At 41.5% G+C, this 17,934-nt stretch carries 16 protein-coding genes and 2 riboswitches; of the genes, 4 read left to right on the top strand and 12 right to left on the bottom strand.

What is annotated here, in order from left to right; translation table 11 throughout:
- A riboswitch (cyclic di-AMP (ydaO/yuaA leader) is annotated at nucleotides 1-211 on the bottom strand. This riboswitch is flagged as partial in the annotation.
- Nucleotides 212-227: 16 nt separating this feature from the next.
- The 3 genes from HWQ44_RS29415 to ntrB form a co-directional block, all read right to left on the bottom strand.
- Nucleotides 228-1,064, bottom strand: a complete 837-nt coding sequence (locus HWQ44_RS29415; protein ID WP_292725479.1) for a nitrate ABC transporter ATP-binding protein — start codon at nucleotides 1,062-1,064, stop codon at nucleotides 228-230.
- 50 nt (nucleotides 1,065-1,114) lie between these two features.
- Entirely contained in the window at nucleotides 1,115-2,557 is a 1,443-nt protein-coding gene (locus tag HWQ44_RS29410) for an ABC transporter substrate-binding protein (protein ID WP_292725475.1), read from the bottom strand.
- An 86-nt stretch (nucleotides 2,558-2,643) separates the two neighbouring features.
- On the bottom strand, nucleotides 2,644-3,495 hold the full coding sequence (gene ntrB, locus HWQ44_RS29405) for a nitrate ABC transporter permease (protein ID WP_292725474.1): 852 nt from the start codon (nucleotides 3,493-3,495) through the stop codon (nucleotides 2,644-2,646).
- Nucleotides 3,496-3,592: 97 nt separating this feature from the next.
- A riboswitch (cyclic di-AMP (ydaO/yuaA leader) is annotated at nucleotides 3,593-3,797 on the bottom strand.
- 440 nt (nucleotides 3,798-4,237) lie between these two features.
- Between ntrB and HWQ44_RS29400 the strand changes: the two genes are divergently transcribed.
- Complete coding sequence (locus HWQ44_RS29400; RefSeq protein ID WP_292725473.1) at nucleotides 4,238-5,428, top strand: HAMP domain-containing sensor histidine kinase; 1,191 nt, start codon at nucleotides 4,238-4,240, stop codon at nucleotides 5,426-5,428.
- Nucleotides 5,429-5,591: 163 nt separating this feature from the next.
- Here the strand turns inward: HWQ44_RS29400 and HWQ44_RS29395 are convergent, their stop codons facing one another.
- Nucleotides 5,592-6,902, bottom strand: a complete 1,311-nt coding sequence (locus HWQ44_RS29395) for an aminopeptidase P N-terminal domain-containing protein (RefSeq protein WP_292725472.1) — start codon at nucleotides 6,900-6,902, stop codon at nucleotides 5,592-5,594.
- Nucleotides 6,903-7,211: 309 nt separating this feature from the next.
- Here HWQ44_RS29395 and HWQ44_RS29390 point away from each other — a divergent pair, with 309 nt between their 5' ends.
- Nucleotides 7,212-7,679: an NUDIX domain-containing protein gene (locus tag HWQ44_RS29390; RefSeq protein ID WP_292725471.1), complete on the top strand. Its 468-nt coding sequence runs from the start codon at nucleotides 7,212-7,214 to the stop codon at nucleotides 7,677-7,679.
- A gap of 540 nt (nucleotides 7,680-8,219) precedes the next feature.
- Nucleotides 8,220-9,461 carry a VCBS repeat-containing protein gene (locus tag HWQ44_RS29385; RefSeq protein ID WP_292725470.1) on the top strand — a complete coding sequence of 414 codons (1,242 nt, stop codon included), beginning with the start codon at nucleotides 8,220-8,222 and terminating at the stop codon, nucleotides 9,459-9,461.
- Between the two features lie 77 nt (nucleotides 9,462-9,538).
- Here the strand turns inward: HWQ44_RS29385 and HWQ44_RS29380 are convergent, their stop codons facing one another.
- The 8 genes from HWQ44_RS29380 to HWQ44_RS29345 form a co-directional block, all read right to left on the bottom strand.
- Nucleotides 9,539-10,306: an MBL fold metallo-hydrolase gene (locus HWQ44_RS29380; RefSeq protein ID WP_292725469.1), complete on the bottom strand. Its 768-nt coding sequence runs from the start codon at nucleotides 10,304-10,306 to the stop codon at nucleotides 9,539-9,541.
- A 3-nt stretch (nucleotides 10,307-10,309) separates the two neighbouring features.
- Nucleotides 10,310-10,909 (bottom strand): aminodeoxychorismate/anthranilate synthase component II, encoded by a 600-nt coding sequence (locus HWQ44_RS29375; RefSeq protein ID WP_292725468.1) that lies wholly within the window; start codon nucleotides 10,907-10,909, stop codon nucleotides 10,310-10,312.
- 295 nt (nucleotides 10,910-11,204) lie between these two features.
- Entirely contained in the window at nucleotides 11,205-11,660 is a 456-nt protein-coding gene (locus HWQ44_RS29370) for a diacylglycerol kinase family protein (protein ID WP_292725467.1), read from the bottom strand.
- A gap of 153 nt (nucleotides 11,661-11,813) precedes the next feature.
- Nucleotides 11,814-12,341 (bottom strand): rRNA maturation RNase YbeY, encoded by a 528-nt coding sequence (gene ybeY / locus HWQ44_RS29365; protein ID WP_292725478.1) that lies wholly within the window; start codon nucleotides 12,339-12,341, stop codon nucleotides 11,814-11,816.
- 39 nt (nucleotides 12,342-12,380) lie between these two features.
- Nucleotides 12,381-12,536, bottom strand: coding sequence for a DUF3285 domain-containing protein (locus HWQ44_RS29360; protein ID WP_104904774.1), 156 nt, complete (start codon nucleotides 12,534-12,536; stop codon nucleotides 12,381-12,383).
- Between the two features lie 140 nt (nucleotides 12,537-12,676).
- Nucleotides 12,677-13,799, bottom strand: a protein-coding gene (gene prfB / locus HWQ44_RS29355; RefSeq protein WP_292725466.1) for a peptide chain release factor 2 whose coding sequence is annotated in 2 segments (ribosomal slippage) — nucleotides 12,677-13,726 and nucleotides 13,728-13,799 — 1,122 coding nt in all. Because the reading frame shifts where the segments join, the coding sequence is not laid out codon by codon here.
- Between the two features lie 231 nt (nucleotides 13,800-14,030).
- Nucleotides 14,031-14,504: a PCRF domain-containing protein gene (locus HWQ44_RS29350; RefSeq protein ID WP_292725477.1), complete on the bottom strand. Its 474-nt coding sequence runs from the start codon at nucleotides 14,502-14,504 to the stop codon at nucleotides 14,031-14,033.
- Nucleotides 14,505-14,734: 230 nt separating this feature from the next.
- Nucleotides 14,735-15,463 (bottom strand): Bax inhibitor-1 family protein, encoded by a 729-nt coding sequence (locus tag HWQ44_RS29345; RefSeq protein WP_292725465.1) that lies wholly within the window; start codon nucleotides 15,461-15,463, stop codon nucleotides 14,735-14,737.
- Nucleotides 15,464-16,157: 694 nt separating this feature from the next.
- On the opposite strand from HWQ44_RS29345, the gene HWQ44_RS29340 reads away from it, so the two are divergent.
- Complete coding sequence (locus HWQ44_RS29340; RefSeq protein WP_292725464.1) at nucleotides 16,158-17,171, top strand: glycosyltransferase; 1,014 nt, start codon at nucleotides 16,158-16,160, stop codon at nucleotides 17,169-17,171.
- Nucleotides 17,172-17,934: the final 763 nt, after the last annotated feature.

Raw genomic sequence — 17,934 nt, 5'->3', positions numbered from 1 at the left:
TTCCTTCCATTGCCTACGGAGTTAGCTGACGGGCTAAGACTGGAAGGTGTCTCTCTCTTAGGAGTGCTGTTAGCGTAAGCGGGGCGTATAGCCCGTGCTGAGTTAAAACTTTTTACTCTTAAATTGCCGCTCTCTGCAAGATTAGCCCCAAACATTGGTTCCTCCGTTCCAAATCCAGCTTTCATGAATTTGAATTAGGCTACCCACTAAAAAAATGATAATCTAATTTATTCGTCTTGAGCAAAATATCGATCGAGGAAATTCAGGGCGTGGTTGCGGAGTTCAAAATATTCTTTTGAGTTTCGCATGGCGGCGCGATCGCGTGGATGCTCAAAAGGAACTTCTAAAATTTCCCCAATACTAGCAGCTGGGCCATTGGTCATCAAGACGATGCGATCGGACATATAAATTGCTTCGTCTACATCGTGGGTAATCATCATCACTGCTTGACGATTATTTTCCCAAATATCCAATACCTGGCGCTGCAATTTGCCACGAGTTAGTGCATCTAGTGCCCCAAAAGGTTCATCCATCAGCAACATTTTGGGACGAATTGCTAAGGCTCTGGCAATACCTACTCTTTGTTTCATACCTCCAGAAATTTCATCGGGATATTTGTCAGCCGCCGCCGTCAAGTTTACCATTGCCAAGTGTTGATTTACAATGCTAATTTTCTCGGCCCGATTAGCATTTTTTAACACTTCATCTACGGCTAAACGGATATTTTCTCGCACTGTTAACCAAGGTAACAGCGAATAGTTCTGAAATACCATCATCCTTTCGGCTCCCGGCTGGCGAATTTCTTGTCCATCTAGCCTGACTGAGCCGGAAGTTGCTTTTTCTAAACCAGCTACTATCTTTAGTAGAGTTGATTTTCCACAACCTGAGTGACCAATTACAGAAATATATTCATCTTCACCAATCGTTAGATTAACCCCATCTAAAACAACAAAATTCTCTTTATCAGGTGTCGGATAAGACTTGACTAAATTTTCAATTTCTAAAAATCCAGGGCGGGGCAGAACTTCGGTCTGAGTATTAATAGGTAATGAGGTATATTCCATCATCAAAGGCTCCGCAAATAATTTTGTCAATCAATATTTGAACTTGGAATTTAAGACATGAAAAAGCGAGTGGGAGCGTTAGCCCTGATGGCAAAACTATTTAAATAACCCACAGGATCGCTGGGGTCGAAGCCTTTCTTATCTATAAATACTTCTGGTGGTTCGACTTTGTAATCATCCTTGGGACATTTGATGCCCATTTCCGATGCTATCTCCCGATATAAATCTGTTCTCCATCCTTGTGCAGCTATTTTCTCGGCATTTTTGGGGAATTTATGAATTTGTCCCCACCGGGCTGCTTGTGTCATCAACCAGAGACTTCTGGATCTCCATAAAAATGTTGAGTGTTCTCCTGGCTGTTTGGAAAGGTTGTCAGGAATATCGAAGAAAATCGTAGTGTCAGCGGCTTTGATGGTGCGGTCTTTGCCGTCAAAGCCGCCATAGTTATAGTTGCCGAGAATTCCGGGACTTGTAAATTTCGCGATTGGGGCATCTTTCTTTTTGGGTCTAGCACCTGTAAAGGAACGTTCTGTAAGCAGTTCGGCTACTTCTTGACGGTTTTCTACTTTGCTGCAATACTGGCAAGCTTCAATCATCGCTTTGACGAGAGAACGATAGGTTTTGGGATATTTGTCAATGAAAGATTCCATCACCCCTAACAAACGATCAGGGTGTCCCAGCCAGACTTCTTTACCTTGTGCGAAGGTAAAGCCGATATTTTCATTACCTGTTATCGCTCGTGTATTCCAGGGTTCTGCAACCATGTAAGCTTGCATGGCACCAATCCGCACGTTTGTTACCATTTGGGGGGGCGGAACGATGATGATCCGAAACTCCTTGAGGGGATCAACACCAGCGGCGGCGGATACGTAGCGGACAAAGTATTCGTAAATGGCGGAACTCAGCACTACCGCCCAAACTTTGCCTTCTGGCGGCTGTTTGTCAAAGTAGCCTCGAAAATCGCGCCCAAAGGCTTCTAGCGCGCCATCACCATATTGTTCTTGATACTCGTACCACGGACGCAGCCCAAAATCCCACATGGCTTTATTCATGGTCATGGCGTTACCGTGGCGGTGAATGGTCATAGCTGCACACAAGGGGGCGTGGCGTGCGCCTTCGGCACCAATTCTGGCGTTGGTGACGGCACCGGAGACTACAGGTGAAGCATCCAGGCGACCAAATATTAAACCATCACGGGAAGTAGCCCAACTGGCTTCGCGGTTAAGTGTGACATTCAAACCATATTTGCGGAAGAAGCCTTTTTTCCAGGCGATCGCAAATGGCGCACAATCATTAACGGGAACGTAACCAATGGTGAGATCAGATTTTTCTAGGTCTTGGGATCTAACTACTGGTTGCACAGCTAAGGCTTCTTCAGTTAGTCCTTTGGCGGATCTATCTCCTGAAATCGCACAGGAAGATAACGCTATTCCCGTTGTAGTTGCTCCGATTCCTTTGATAAAATCTCGTCGAGTCCAGTTATGATCACCCATTTTTGTAGCTCCATTGGTGATTAATTGCTCATTCTCCAGACGCAGAGTTAATGAGTCTATTGGTGTCTTGGCGGAAAAAAGTTTAATTAGTTAGAAGCTGTAGGGCGGCGAGTTACTAATTCTTGGATTTTGCCCACGGCGTAATCTAGGACTAACCCAGTTAAGCCAATTATGAACACAGCTAAAAAGACTGAACTTAGGTTTAAGCGGCTCCATTCATCCCAGACAAAAAAGCCGATACCAATACCGCCTGTAAGCATTTCTACGGCAACAATTACTAGCCAAGCTATCCCTAAACTAATTCGTAAACCTGTAAAAATATACGGCAAACTTGCAGGCCAAATTATTTTTGTAATCCGTCGCCAACGCGGCATTTCTAGCACTCGTGCCACATCTAAATAATCTTGAGGAACGCTAGAAACTCCTAAAGCGGTATTAATAATTGTTGGCCATAAGGAAGTAATAAAGATAACAAAAATGGCGGAAGGTTCTGCTAAGTTGAAAATTGCTAAGGCGATGGGTAACCAAGCTAGAGGCGATACGGGTTTAAAAATTTGAATGAGTGGATTGAGTGCTAGCATTGCCGGTCTGGACATGCCAATTAGAAACCCCAGAGGAATCGCTACTACCGCACCTAACAAAAAGCCTAGTAATACCCGACGCAGACTTGCTATTAACAACCAACCAATTCCCAAGTTGCCTGGGCCTCGCTGGTAGAAAGGATTTAAGATGTAGTCTAGATTAGCGATTAGCGCTTCTGCTGGGGTGGGCATCAATTCATGGTTGGCAAGTGCAACAATCCACCACAGCACTATTATTCCCAAGAAGCCTAATACAGGTAGAAAGAAAACATCTCTAAGGATTACAGGTTTTGCCTTTTTCCAAGCGGCTTGTCCAGCGATCGCTGCGATCGCTGCTAAATTTAGTTGAAATATCATTTATGACCTCAACAGATTTAAGTGCAGGTACAAAAAATTTGAGCAGTACCAGCCTTGGACACTGATGAGATCGGAACATTAGAATAATGCCGTCTCTTCAGTCTCCTCTCAATGCCTACGAAGTTAGCTGACGGGCTAGGGCTGAGAGATGCCCTTCTGAAGAAAGTTGTGAGTTATGTATGAGTTAAATATTTAATAAAGTAACTTCTAACTCCTCACTTCCTCTGAGATACGCCCCACAATTTGGTTCCTCCGCTCCAACTTCACGCACTGTGATGCGTTGGATTAGGCTGACTTACTCTTAAATAAATACTAAATTATGCACATTATAACATTGATATACACAATATAACATACTACTTCAGTAAAGGTATCTATATTAGGATAATTATTGTTTATTTTGTTACTCCCCTAAATTACTTACTTAGCTTTTCGGTAATCAATAAAATTTATAATTTTGGTTGTGTTGTCAGTGAAAAGCTTACACAGACAGCTAAACGCTTTAATTAAGTCAAGCACAAATGCTGTTACCTGCTAGACTACTATTTACCAGGCTGAGGATACATATTAGACTTAATGACTTGTGTCTACGGATGGTTAATCTCATCAACGAAAGAATGTGTAAAATCTATTTCTTTTGGTAGGTGGAACATGTCACTAATTTTGGTAAAACCTCACTCCACTCGCTAAACTATTTGCATGTGGAAGTTTGCTCATCTATCTCCTAGCTGAATTTAACATAATGGATTTTAGTCAACTACTGGCTGAAAAAACGGATACCATCCTTGATAAATGGATTTTAGCAGTTCGCGAGGATAGACGGATTGAAAGTGCTGGTGACTTATCTTACACAGCGATCAAAGATCATATCCCCGATGTCTTGAAAGCTATGGTGACAGTGCTTTCAAAATCTCAGGATAATGATATTCAGTCAATAGTTACTGCCAGTTTTCAGCATGGAGCTATTCGAGCCGAACAAGGCTTTGATTCAGCAGAAATTGCCAGAGAATATCATCTGCTGCGAACAGTAATATTTGATACTATACAACCAGATTTATTGAAGGGAATCCCGTCAGAGATAATTCGTTCCATGCGTTTAATTGATGCGATTGTAGATGAAGCGATCGCTCGATGTTTCAAGAGTTATGTTGAGGAACGCTTGCGGGAATTACGGCAGTTACAAGCATCACTAACGCTCCATAATGAGGAACTGACGCGGTTAATTAGCGCCAATCAAGAGTATCTTTCTCAACTAGCCCACGAATTGAAACATCCTCTAACTTCTATTATTGGCTACTCGGATCTATTTTTACGCCAACAACGACGAAAGACTGAGATCAAAGATAATTATACAAATTTAGAACATATTGAGCGGGTACTACGGAATGGGAGACAGTTACTCCATTTGATCAATGATGTACTAGAACTTTCGCGCTATGACGCGGGGCAGATAAAACTCCAATTAGCACCCACCGATGTGCGTGAATTAATCGATAATGTATGTGAAATGTTGGAACCTTTAGCTGCGGGAAAAAATTTACAAATCGTAGTGGATTGCGATCGCGCTCCTGAAAAATTAATTACAGATTCTTTTCAATTGCAACAGATTTTCACAAATCTTATTAGTAATGCGATTCGTTATACAGAGTCGGGGACTGTTATTATCATGTGTCAGGTGTTGGAGAATCAGAGATGGGCGATCGCAGTTTCTGATACTGGAATTGGTATTGCCTCAGAAAACCAAGACCAGATATTTGAACCCTATTTTCGTGTAAGTGCTAGCGATCGTCCCTATCTCCCTGACAGCACTGGGTTGGGGTTAGCGATCGTCTCGCGGTTGGTAAAACTACTGCAAGGCCAAATTAACCTAGCCTCGCAGTTAGGCGTTGGTTCTACTTTCACCGTCATTTTTCCCTTAGAAGTTGAGTTTTAAAAGTATTGGGCGACTGGAAGTCGCGACTACACAAGCAAAGTCCACCTCCGTGGACTAATACAAAATCAAGGGTTTTAAACCCACGGAGGTGGGTTTTGTCTGTATAGCCGCGATTTAAATCGCCGAGGCTTTTCTTAGGGATGATTTCTACCATCCCCATTTTTTATCTTTCGATTTCATCTACTGCTTTAGGAACCCCCGCAGTTAAAACCTCATGTCCCCCAGGTGTAACCAAGACATCATCCTCAATCCGAATGCCAATGCCAACCCATCGCGGATCTGTCTCTGGCTGGTCTTCTGCTAGTTTGGTATCTGGCACAATATATAGTCCCGGTTCCACTGTCAAAATTTGACCTGGTTGTAAAATCTGTGGTTTGTCTTCACCATGCTGGTAAACCCCGACATCATGAACATCCAAACCTAACCAATGACTAGTGCGATGCATATAATATGGCTTATATTTCTCTTCTTCAATTAACTTATCAATTTCACCCTTGAGAATACCAAGTTCAACTAAACCTTCTGTGAGGACGCGGACTGCTGTATCGTGAACTAAGCTGAAGGGATTACCTGGTTGCACTTGAGCGATCGCTTGTTTTTGCGCTTCTAAAACAATCTCATACAGCGTCTTTTGTTCTGGCGTAAATTTACCCCCGACAGGAAATGTCCGCGTAATATCCGAGTTGTAATAACCGTAGGCACAACCAGCGTCAATTAGCAGTAATTCTCCATCCTGCATTTGACGATTATTCTCAATGTAATGCAGTACGCAAGCATTGACGCCGGAAGCCACAATGGAAGGATAAGCTGGCCCCATTCCACCCCGCACTCGAAATATGCGTTCCATCTCCGCTTGAATTTCATACTCATAACGTCCGGGTGCAGCAATTTCTTGGGCGTAATTGTGCGCTTCAGTTGCGATCGCAGCTGCTTGACGCATCAATTCCAACTCAGCTTCGCTTTTGATCAATCTCATGCTGTTGAGGACAGGGCCAGTATCTTCAATAGCGATCGGCCCAGTACCGCGCTTCGGATAAGTCCGCAGTAAACTTTGATAATGTCTCAGGATTTGGTCATTGAAATTGCGATCGCGTCCTAAGTGATAATAAATCCGACTGGCTTTTTCCAAATACTGCGGCAACTTTTCATCTAACTCGCTAATGGGGTATGCTTCATCAGCATCATAAATTTCTTTTGCTGCATCTACCCCAGAAAGATAACCAGTCCATACTTCCTTTTCGCGATCCTTCGGTTGGACAAACAACACAAACCGATGTTCTGAATGATGCGGCGCTAACACTGCTACTGCTTGTGGTTCATTAAAACCAGTCAAGTAAAAAAAATCACTTTCTTGGCGATAAACATACTCGACATCGTTGTGCATCACTGCCATTGGCGCACTGCGAAAAATGGCTGTACCATCACCAATTTTTGCCATTAACTGCTCGCGACGCTGCCGATATTCTGCTTGCATAGTTGATGTACTTCTAAAAGTATTGTATTATTTGACACTTTTGGCAACTAGCAGATGCACAGATTATGCCTCTTAATAGTTGCTAATCTAAGTTATTCTAACCAATATTTGTTTCCACTCAAGTGATAAATCATTGGAGAATAATCAATTATCTCGAAAGCCTTAGATCCCCGATTTCTTTAAGAAGTCGGGGATCTTGTTGTTATTGAATAATTTAGGATATTTATGAAATGAAATAAATTTTAAACGTTTATCTTATATCAAAAATTCTGGTATTTCATAAATATAACAACACACAGTATAAAAACTATGTCCACTCAACCCATAATAAAAAAAGCGATCGCTTACGTAACCAAGAAAGAAGAGTTAATGGTGTTTACACATACTGATTTTCCTGAAGCTGGCGTGCAAGTACCTGCTGGTACAGTTGAAGAAAGTGAGGAGCCATCTGAAGCTGTGCTGCGAGAAATTTATGAAGAATCTGGTATTAAGGGAGTTCGTATTATTGAGCTATTGGGTATTTATCAATACAACATGACTCCCTATCGGAATGAAATTCAAGAACGTTATGTTTATCATCTGGAATTAACTCAGCCTACGCCATCTACTTGGCGACATTGGGAAATGCATCCAAGTACGAACAAAAACCCTATAGCCTTTGATTTTTATTGGGTTAAATTGGATAGCTCAAATTTAGGACTAGCTGGTGGTCAAGGTTATTTTTTATCTAAGCTTGTTCACAAAATAAAAAATAGTGGAGATTCAGCCAACACTTGAGAAATTGCCAAGAAAATAAAGGCAATATTATACAAATTCATTAGAACTAATGTAGCGATCGCTTCTGTCTTAAGTCAGTAGGTATAATTAAACATCAAATAAAATTATAGTTTGCTCAAAATAAAGATTATCAAGACTAAGGTGCTTACTACAAGCTTTAATTTATTTACGCATAGCTACTTAGCATATTTCTAAATTCAGAAAAAAATCTGGCTGGTGTGGATATTTTTATCTGATTAATTACCTGTTAAAGATATAAGTAGATTTTTGAGCCAACATTTAAATGTCAAAGAAAATAGATAAAAAAAGTCAAGTTTTAGCTATAAAATACAAAGAAAAATTTTGTAATTGCTTATATAGAACTTGAAAATTTGAGAATAATAGTTTAAAACAAACAGATACTTATCTTCAAAGAGTGACATTAATAAAGAAAAAATAGTTATAAAGAAATCTTAAAACCCTGGTAAATGTTATTCCGTTACAGAAAGAGATTGCCAAAAAAAGTTAAAAAAATATGACAGCCAATAATAAAAATACACCATGCCTGAAAGTACAAATTCCTCACCCTTAGCTTTGAATACATCTCGATTGTTATCAGATTCTTTTGCAAAATCAGAAATCTTGACAACTTCTCTTAAGAGTTTAAATTATGATTTGGGGTTTGGAAATAAGAGTTCCTCACTAGCACTAGAAAGTCAATCGGCGACTACGCCTGTTAAAATATCAGCAAATCCCAATCCTAATCCTTACTTAACTAGTGCGGCGATTACTCCTGACTTTAACGGTGATGGGAAAACGGACAAAGTTTGGGTCAATTCTTCAACAGGTGAGATTATCATTCGGTTGATGGATGGCACAAAAGTTTTGGAACAGGGTTCTCTAGGTCAATTTGACCTATCCGCCTATGATTATAAAATTGCTGACTTCAATGCTGATGGCAAAACCGACTTCTTATTACGCAATAAGACAACCGGTGAGAATAGCATTGTGCTGATGGATGGCACCAAAGTTGCTAATGCGGCGGCTCTAACTAGCGTCGATCCAGCCTGGACTCCTCAGATTGGCGATTTCAACGGCGATCGCAAAACCGATATCTTCTGGCATAATGCCACAACTGGTGAGAATGCTATTTGGGAGATGGATGGTACGACAGTTCTGAATGCAACTGTTCTAGACACTACGGACACAGCGCTAACTCCTACCATTGTTGATTTCGACGGCAATGGCAAGAGTGACATTTTCTGGCGCAATCAGACAACCGGTGATAACACCGCTTGGTTTATGGATGGTACGCAAAAGACCGAATTTGCTCTGCAATCACAAGATGCCGCCTGGACTGCTAGCCTTGGTGATTTCAACGGCGACTATAAGACTGACATTCTGTGGAGAAACGCTCAAACCGGTGAGAACAAGGTTTGGACGATGAATGGCATCTTAGTCACAGAAGGTGCTTTAGGGACACTTGACTCAGCCTGGACTTCTAAAATTGGCGATTTCAACGGCGATGGCAAGACCGATATCTTCTGGCACAATGGTACCACAGGTGAGAATACTGCTTGGTTGATGGATGGTACAACAGTTGCTACTGAAGCTTTCTTACCGGCTAATAACGCGGCTTTGACACCATCCCTTGGCGATTTCAACGGCGATGGTAAGACCGACATCTACTGGCGCGATCAGACAGCAGGTACAGACACCATCTGGACTATAGATGGAACGACAGCCGTTGATAACCCCATCAGCGACGCAGATAAGCTCACCGGAGAATGGTATACCTTCTAAAATAAGAATTCAGAAGGTGGAGGCAGGAGTGATTATTGTATCCCTGCTTCCCCTGCTTCTTTCCCAGTCCCCTTTATTCAAAATTTGTAGCTCAAAACCTGAATTTCTCCCTTTTCCGGCAATTTACCAGGGCTAATGGAAATACTATCTCCATTGCTACGCCGCACTGTCATACCTTGCATCAAGGTCAAAAAATTATCCAGTGGCGAAAGATCGCACTTAGCAGCATCAGCAGCTTGTGTGCGGTAATGAGTCGGAATCACCAATTTGGGATTTAATACTTGAACAGCCTGCTTTGCTTCCTCTGCACTGTAGGCTTTTGCACTGCCTCCTACTGGAATAAATGCTACATCGGGACGCCCCATCAGGATTTTTTGCTCAATGGAAATGGGTGCAGCGGCTCCGCCTAAGTGTAGGATATTAATTCCGCCTTGCTTCCAACTCCAAGCAGTATTTGAACCAAACTGCTTACCACCTTTGCGATCGTGGTCTATGGCAACTCCTTGGAATTTAATGCCTTTAAACTCATAAACTCCTGGTTCGTAGATGAGTTTTGCATTTCCTGGTAGTACATCGACAGCACCTTCATCTAGCAGTTGGCTACTAATCAGTACTAAATCTGCTGCAACTTTTGGGGGACGATACCCAGCAGTACAGCCGACTGACCGAAATGGATTGACGAGAATTTTCGCACCACCACCAGTAAAAAGAAAGCAAGTATGACCCAACCACTGAACTGATAAACCGCTAGATTGTGCGTCAGCTTGAGATTCAGAACCCAAGGTAGTAACTAAAGCTGTGACCAACCCCGCCCCAGCATAGCCCATCAACTGTCGTCGTTTCATTAATTATGCTCTTGACTGTAACTGTTCCAGAAAATTTCGCAATAACTGTTTTCCTGAAGATGTCAGGACACTCTCTGGGTGAAACTGGACGCCCTGAATGTGAGGATAGTTCCGGTGTCGCACTCCCATAATGGTGTTATCTTCAACCCAAGCGGTGATTTCTAACACATCTGGGCAAGTCTCACGTTCGATTACCAAACTATGATACCTGGTGGCGGTTAAAGGATTTTCTAATCCCCGGAAAACCCCCACTCCAGTGTGAGACACCTGAGAGGTTTTGCCATGCATCAACTCTGGAGCAGGAATTATTTTACCACCGAACACTTGACCAATGCTTTGATGTCCCAAACAGACACCCAAAATTGGTAACTCTTGTCCTAGCTGTTCAATCAATTCTAAAGAAATGCCAGCATCTTCCGGGCGACCAGGCCCAGGAGAAATAACTACGGCTTCCGGCTTTAATGCCTGAATCTCATCTATGGATATCTTGTCGTTACGAAAAACTTTAATATCATCTGCCACTGGGAACTCTGATGCTAATTCTCCCAGATATTGCACTAAGTTATATGTAAAACTGTCGTAATTGTCGATAACTATAATCAAAGCTCATCACTCCTGGTTTTTACTACTTATCAGTTGTAAAAAGCATAGACAAGTATCTCATACTATTTGTTCGTTAAGTGTAAAAATAATGCTGACGTGGACGTGTAGATATAAAGCGGCTACTCTACAATCAGCCACTTCCTAAAGATTACCAAGTCAGCCTTTAGTCAGGATGCTTGGCACGTAGGCGTAGCCCGTCGTAGACATCGCACTACTTAAATTTTGAATGTGTTTTGCAAAGGGAAGCGGACAGAGTGTGATTCTCTTAGTGAGGCTAGGCCTACGTAAATCACCTCTACAAAGCCGATATAATTAAAGTTACCAGAGGAGGGAGCAATAGCGTACCGGCTACTAGCATCGCTACCAAAGCAGAGACTAGCACTGCACCAGCCGCACAATCTTTAGCAATTTTTGCCAAATCATGGTATGTCTGCTTAACGGTTAAGTCCACAACGGACTCGATCGCTGTATTTAGTAACTCTAATGCCAAAACTAAACCACTAGTTATCCCAATTACTGCTATTTCTACCGCTTGCAGATGCAAGAAAACGCTTAAAGCAATAGCCAAAGCACAAACACTTACATGGATGCGAAAATTACGTTGAGTTTGAAAACTATAGCTGATTCCAGCCCAGGCATATTTAAAACTAACAAATAGATTAGAGGCTACTTTCCAGGAGAATTCCCGTTCGTTAGACACCAGTGTTTTTAACGAGGTAGACGTTGGTGATGGAGAAATTTTTTGGGACATAGACTTAAAAATACAAAAATAGAGTTGCTACAGTGGGAATATTCGCCAATCTTAATGGCAGAATTAACTTTGAGGCAATCTTTAGGGAATTTTCCACAGAAGTATTATAAAAGTATTACCCAAAATTGACACTAAGGGATACACAAGCTACTGCTATTCCATGTCAATAGCAATACCTATTGCCTTCAGCAATCTCACTTGTTGTTTTAACATTCGCTCCAAACTTTCTTCATCAGGATGATCCCAGCCTAACAGGTGCAATAACCCGTGAGCAGCTAACCAGGCTAGCTCAGTTGGTAAGCTATGTTCTTGTTGTTGAGCTTGGCGTTGTGCTGTATCTACAGATACAATAATATCACCTAGATACAATGGTACAGAGGTCAGCATTTCTTCGCTTTGAGGAAAATCCACCTCCAAAGCAGCAAAGGCTAAAACGTCTGTAGGCTTATTTTGTTGACGATATTGAGCATTCAGTTCTTGAATTTGGGAGTCATCTGTCAAACGCAGCCCGATTTCATAACTTGGCGCTGGCGGAATCTGAGGGTGAAGTATTTCCAACCAGTCATTAAACCAGTTTTCCCAAGTTTCAGGAGTAATTCGGGAATCAGTGTCCCCAATCTTTACAGATGTTGTCGGGGACAACTCATAAAAATACTCCTCCACATATAGTTCAACGCTCAGGGGCACATAGTCTCCTTGTCTGAGGTTTACGATTTGTCGTTAGTGAGTTAGATAAGCAAGACCAACAAGGAGAGCTAAAAGCCCTACAGCAGTCAATGCAAAATGCTTTAGGGAAGTTCCACCCTTCCGCACCATGTTTCGCATGGCGAGTTTTACATAGCTAGGTTGAGGTTCTGTTGAAGGAGAGTTGCTCATAGTTATTTGTCTACAGACTCTTTTATAACTGTAACAGTTGGTCTGGGATAGAATTGCGATGAATTGCGATCGCCCATATACTACTAAGGCGTTTCTCAGTAAAACGCCTTAGCAATCCGGGTGCTATGCAATAAGCGCCTCTATACCGAAGTGTTTTCTACTAGTTTATTTTCTTGGCGCAGATAAGCTTGAATGAATGTATCAAGTTCACCATTCATCACATCACCAATCGCTGTTGTTTCCGTAGTTGTACGTAAGTCTTTCACCATTTGGTAAGGATGAAATACATAGTTACGGATTTGGTTTCCCCAGGAGGCTTCCACCATATCGCCACGAATTTCGGCAATTTCTTGGGCACGTTGCTCTTTGGCTATGACCAACAGCTTTGCTTTGAGGCGATTTAGGGCTTTTTCTTTATTTTGCAGCTGTGATCGCTCTTCTGTACAGCGCACCGCAAGACCCGTGGGCAGGTGGACAATCCGCACCGCAGTTTCTACTTTGTTGACATTCTGCCCACCTTTACCACCAGAGCGAGTTGTGGTGATTTCCAAATCCTTGTCTGGAATATCTAATTGCACAGAGTTATCAATCTGCGGCATCACTTCCACCCCGGCAAAACTGGTTTGTCGCTTACCGTTAGCATTAAAAGGTGAAATCCGCACTAACCGATGTGTACCCATCTCCGATCGCAAGTAACCATAGGCATAGCGACCAGTAATTTCTAGGGTTGCCGATTTAATTCCGGCTTCATCACCTTCAGACTCTTCAGCTAAAGTTACCTTATAGCCGTGAGCTTCGCCCCAACGGGTGTACATCCGCATCAGCATAAATGCCCAGTCTTGAGCATCAGTGCCACCAGCACCAGCACTAATCGTCAGTACAGCACCTTCAGCATCATAGGGGCCAGAAAGTAACTGTTGTAACTCCCACTGATCCAGGTCACGATTCAGTTTAGTGATAGTAGATTCGGCTTCTTGGAGTAGTGCCTCATCGGTTTCTAACTCCAACAACTCAACAACTGCCTTAGTATCTTCCAGATTGGCGTGCCAGCGATCGTATTGTTCGAGGTGGGCTTTCAGGTCATTGAGTTCTTGCAGCGTTTGTTGGGCCTGGGTTTGGTCATCCCAAAATTCTGGCTGTGCTGATATTTTTTCGAGGTCTTGAATTTTGGCTGTCAGTGCAGGTACGTCAAAGATAGTCCTGGGTTTTACCCAGGCGGCCAGACAACGTTTCGATTTCGCGTTTGAGTTCTAGGACATCCATAATGCTTGCTGAATGATAGATAGAGCGTTTTGGATTGGAAAATTGCTCTTTATTCTAGTTATGTTTCTTGATTTTAGCTGTAGTTGGGCAAATTTTTTCTGCACTAGTTACAAAAGTTACTTGAAATTATCAAGCGCTTCTTTCCCCACTGAAGTAGTGTGATTTAGCTGTTGCAGATAGGCTAGGAGAAATTCGCTCTATTCTTGCATGAGTTCCTTGTTCCGATTTCAGTCAGCCATAAGCATAACGCCCTATAATTTCTAGGATGGTATGTTTAACCTCTCCTAAATCACCTGCTGACTCTTGCACTAGATATACTTTATGGTTATGATCTACTGCCCAACGATGGTATAACCGCAATAACATCGTTGCCCAGTCTTGGGAATCTATACCTCCAACCTCAGCCGTAATTGCCAAGAATACTCCCTTTTGGTCGTATGGGCTGGACAGTAATTGTTGTATTTCTACTATTTCGAGTTCTTGCTGGAGTTGGCTAAGGTTGGTTTGTGCCTCTTGCAACAATTCCTCATCAGCGTATAATTCTAGTAGTTCTAGTGCAGCCTTGATACCTTCTAGAATGAAGTGCGATCGCTGATATTGTTTCTTCTTAGTATTGAGGAATTCAATTTCTTGAAGTGTCTGATAGTAAGTGACAGAATTATGCCAGAAAGTAGGTTGAGAAATTAATTGATTTAAGTCTTCAATTCTTGGACTTAGTTCTGAGAGGTCAAAGACAACCTTCAGCCTTAGTCAAGATATTAGACAACCTTTATACTTCGATTTTGATATTTGAGAGTTCTAGCATAGTTTTACTCACTTTAGGCTGAACTTGTCTATATATTATACTATTAAAACGATGAAAAAACCGTGGTTGCTAAAAATTTAACCACGGTTTTGCCTTATAAAAGTTTACTTTTGCTAGTGTCTACAGACAATTAATCGCGGCCATTGATGGCAATTAGCAACCGCAAGATAAAGACAAACAAGTTGATGTAAGTGAGGTACATCGACAAAGCAGCAGGCAGATATTGATCATCGCTGTAAGTGCGGGGCAAGATGTAGAAATCAACTACAGAAACCCCAACAAACAGGAATACTCCTAAACCAGAGATGGCGATTTCTAACCAATTTGGCGTGTAAACACCAAACATGGCAAATCCAAATTGGGCTAAACATACAACCACCAAGGCAATGACACCAAGATTGATGGTTTTCGTCAAAGCCATACCGTCTTGTTCAGAGAGATTTGAACCTATTTGACGGGCGAAAATAAAAGTAACGCCACAACCAAGGGCAGCCAAGCCAATGCCTTGAATGCCAACACCTTGGGATCTCAAAGCGACAAATATCAAACCACTGAGAGTATATCCAGACAAGAGGCTGTAGGTTGCCAACAGGGGTAGTGCAAGCCCCTTGTTACCTTTCTGGGCAACATTTTGGGCAACAAAGAACAAAATTAACTCCAGAATCACCGCACCAATAAAGGTGGGAAAGAATATTTCGGGGTTAGTACGGATAACTCCTAAACCGCCGTAGGTTCCTAATGCCGTTAGCACCAATCCACCACCGACGTAGGGGAGGGCGTTTGCAATCACGTTTGGGCCAACGAGGGCGTGAGATTTAGCCTCACGGATAGCTTCACGAAAATTACTGGTATTGCTCATATTGAAAAACTGTTTTTTAGGGAAACGTTCTGCTTATTCCTATTCTTACCAATCTTTGCGGTTAACAGCCAAGGATTTAATATCGTTGCCAAATATGAAGGGCGGCTTTGTTGTAAAAAATTAACGTGAGTTCAACGAAGCGAAAAAGCTGCAAGCTGAAGCTTTTTCAGGTGCTGTCTAGTCTATCCAGTAGATAGCGAGCGATCGCTAATTTTTGGCTGATTGCTTGTTTTCTGCCCTTTCTGGGGTGATGTGATGTCGATTTAGCACCATATTCTGTCTAGATTTAGAATCAAATAGCCCCAGATGATTCACCTTTATTAAATATGCTGGAGTGTCTAGGATTTATCCTCACAACTCCTTCAATTGTTGAAATACATCGTGTTTGAATCCAGAAAAATCCCGCCGGCGGTTAAAAATCATGTAATTTTGTCACAGTTTTGACATCACCTCTTCATAGTTGTGCCAAGACAAAGTGCAATATTCAATCAAGACCTTCGCCAATTTACAAGGATTGGGATAGAGCAAATCTAGATAATACACACTTGTTTTTGCCATCAGGCAAAAAACCTAGCTAATAAAATGCTTGTCTTAGGCTGTTTCAGCAAAAATTAGACGACCTCTGTTTTTAGCAAAGATATCGAATTGTGTAGATGCATTTTTACCTAACCGTGTAGTCTGGAGTTTTAGCTTCGTGAATCCTAAAGTCTCAGTCATTATCCCTGCTTACAATACTGAAGCTTATATTGCCAAGGCAATAGAGTCAGCCTTAGAGCAAACGCTCGATGATATTGAAGTTATCATGGTAGATGATGGTTCAAGTGATAAAACTGTAGAAATTGCTAAAAGTTTTACTGACCAACGTCTCAAAATAATAGTTAATCAACAAAACCTTGGGGTTTCTGCTGCGCGTAATCGTGCCCTCAGAGCAGCCCAAGGAGAATGGATTGCTGTGCTTGATTCAGATGATTGGTATGTTCCCGACAGATTGGAAAAGCTTGTGTATCTGGCAAATGAAATAAATGCAGACATGATCGCTGATGATCTTCATCTTATCAAAGATGGTGCAACATCTCCTTGGAGTACATTGATTCAAGAAAGTGGAGAATGTATAGATAAAATTATCCCAATTGACATCGTTTATTTTGTAGAAACTGATGTCTATGGAAAACCAGGGTTGCATCTTGGTTTAAGCAAACCTCTATTCAAACGAGAATTTCTGGTTAAGCACGGCATTATGTACGATGAAAACCTCAGCATAGCCGAAGACTTTTGGTTTGATATGAAATTCTTAATCAATGGCGCTCGCTTTTTTCTTGTGCCAAAACCCTATTATTTTTACCGTTCACGTCCTATTTCTCTAGTCCGTCAAAACATATTGTCATCTCTAAATCAATACTTGAGTTCTACTAATTATTTTATGGAACAAGAAGTTGTGAAAAAAAATCCAGCTTTAATTCGTGCTCTATCTTATAATCTTGCAGTCTATAATAAAAATCTAGATTATTTTAAAGTGGTAATGCCTATAAAGGAAGGTAAATGGTTAACAGGATTAACAGAAATCAGGAAAAACCCATACTTTATTTTTGATTTTATTTCCCGGTTTAGAAATATCATCGAGCGTCGACTTCAATACTATGTGATGGGTAATAAATCAGCTTTTGACATTTCTTATAACCTAGATAAAAAACGAAAAGCTACCAATTAGTACTATCGAGCTTCCATCACTTTGCGAGAGAATAATCTAAAATTCCTACAGCATAAGACTTTTACCAAAAACCCTGATTTCAGGGATTCTGTTAGAAAATAGGCACAAGTGCATACCCTGGAGTTTTGCTTGTAGTTGTTCGCGCACAACTCTATATTCGCAAAGAGTGTTAACTTTCATCTGAAAAAACTACAAAGGTTTCCGTTGCATCACACCCAATACGGTTCGGATAAGCATTTTTCACTTTCCTTGTGGTCTGGGGAAAGGAGAAGGAGTAAAGGGTAAAGGATGTATTCAAAACCTTTCCCCTTTCACCGAACCGTATTGGCATCACAGTGCAATTTTCGTAAACTTTCCTCATCTACGAATGCCCAATCTTTGAGATGAATTGCCCAGCAAACTTGCATCTCAATAAACTGTTCCTATGTTTCCACTAAGTTTCCCAAATTCCCACTTTAGCAATATTGAACGGAAATGCCCGTCAATACCTAACTAAGTACAAATCCCCATAATAATCAGTCGGAATTCTGTTTTTTGTAGCTTGGGTTTTGTTCTTCAACCCAACCTCCAATTTGGATTTTCGACTTTTATTAATGACGGTGCGTACTAAGAGATAAAATTGCCCAGTCTCTTTTGCGACTAATTCAGTGTCGATCTAGGTTGCACTCAGTATCACAGATGGCTATTAGGTTAGTTATGCATTGTTCAGCATAAATAGCTAGTTTTTGTTGCAAAAGCTAAAGATTATGTGCAATTCAAGAGT

The sequence above is a fragment of the Nostoc sp. JL34 genome (assembly GCF_017114945.1).
In the GTDB taxonomy this organism is placed as follows: domain Bacteria; phylum Cyanobacteriota; class Cyanobacteriia; order Cyanobacteriales; family Nostocaceae; genus Nostoc.
Note: the sequence above shows the minus strand (reverse complement) of the source record. Positions and strands in the feature narration are given on the sequence as shown.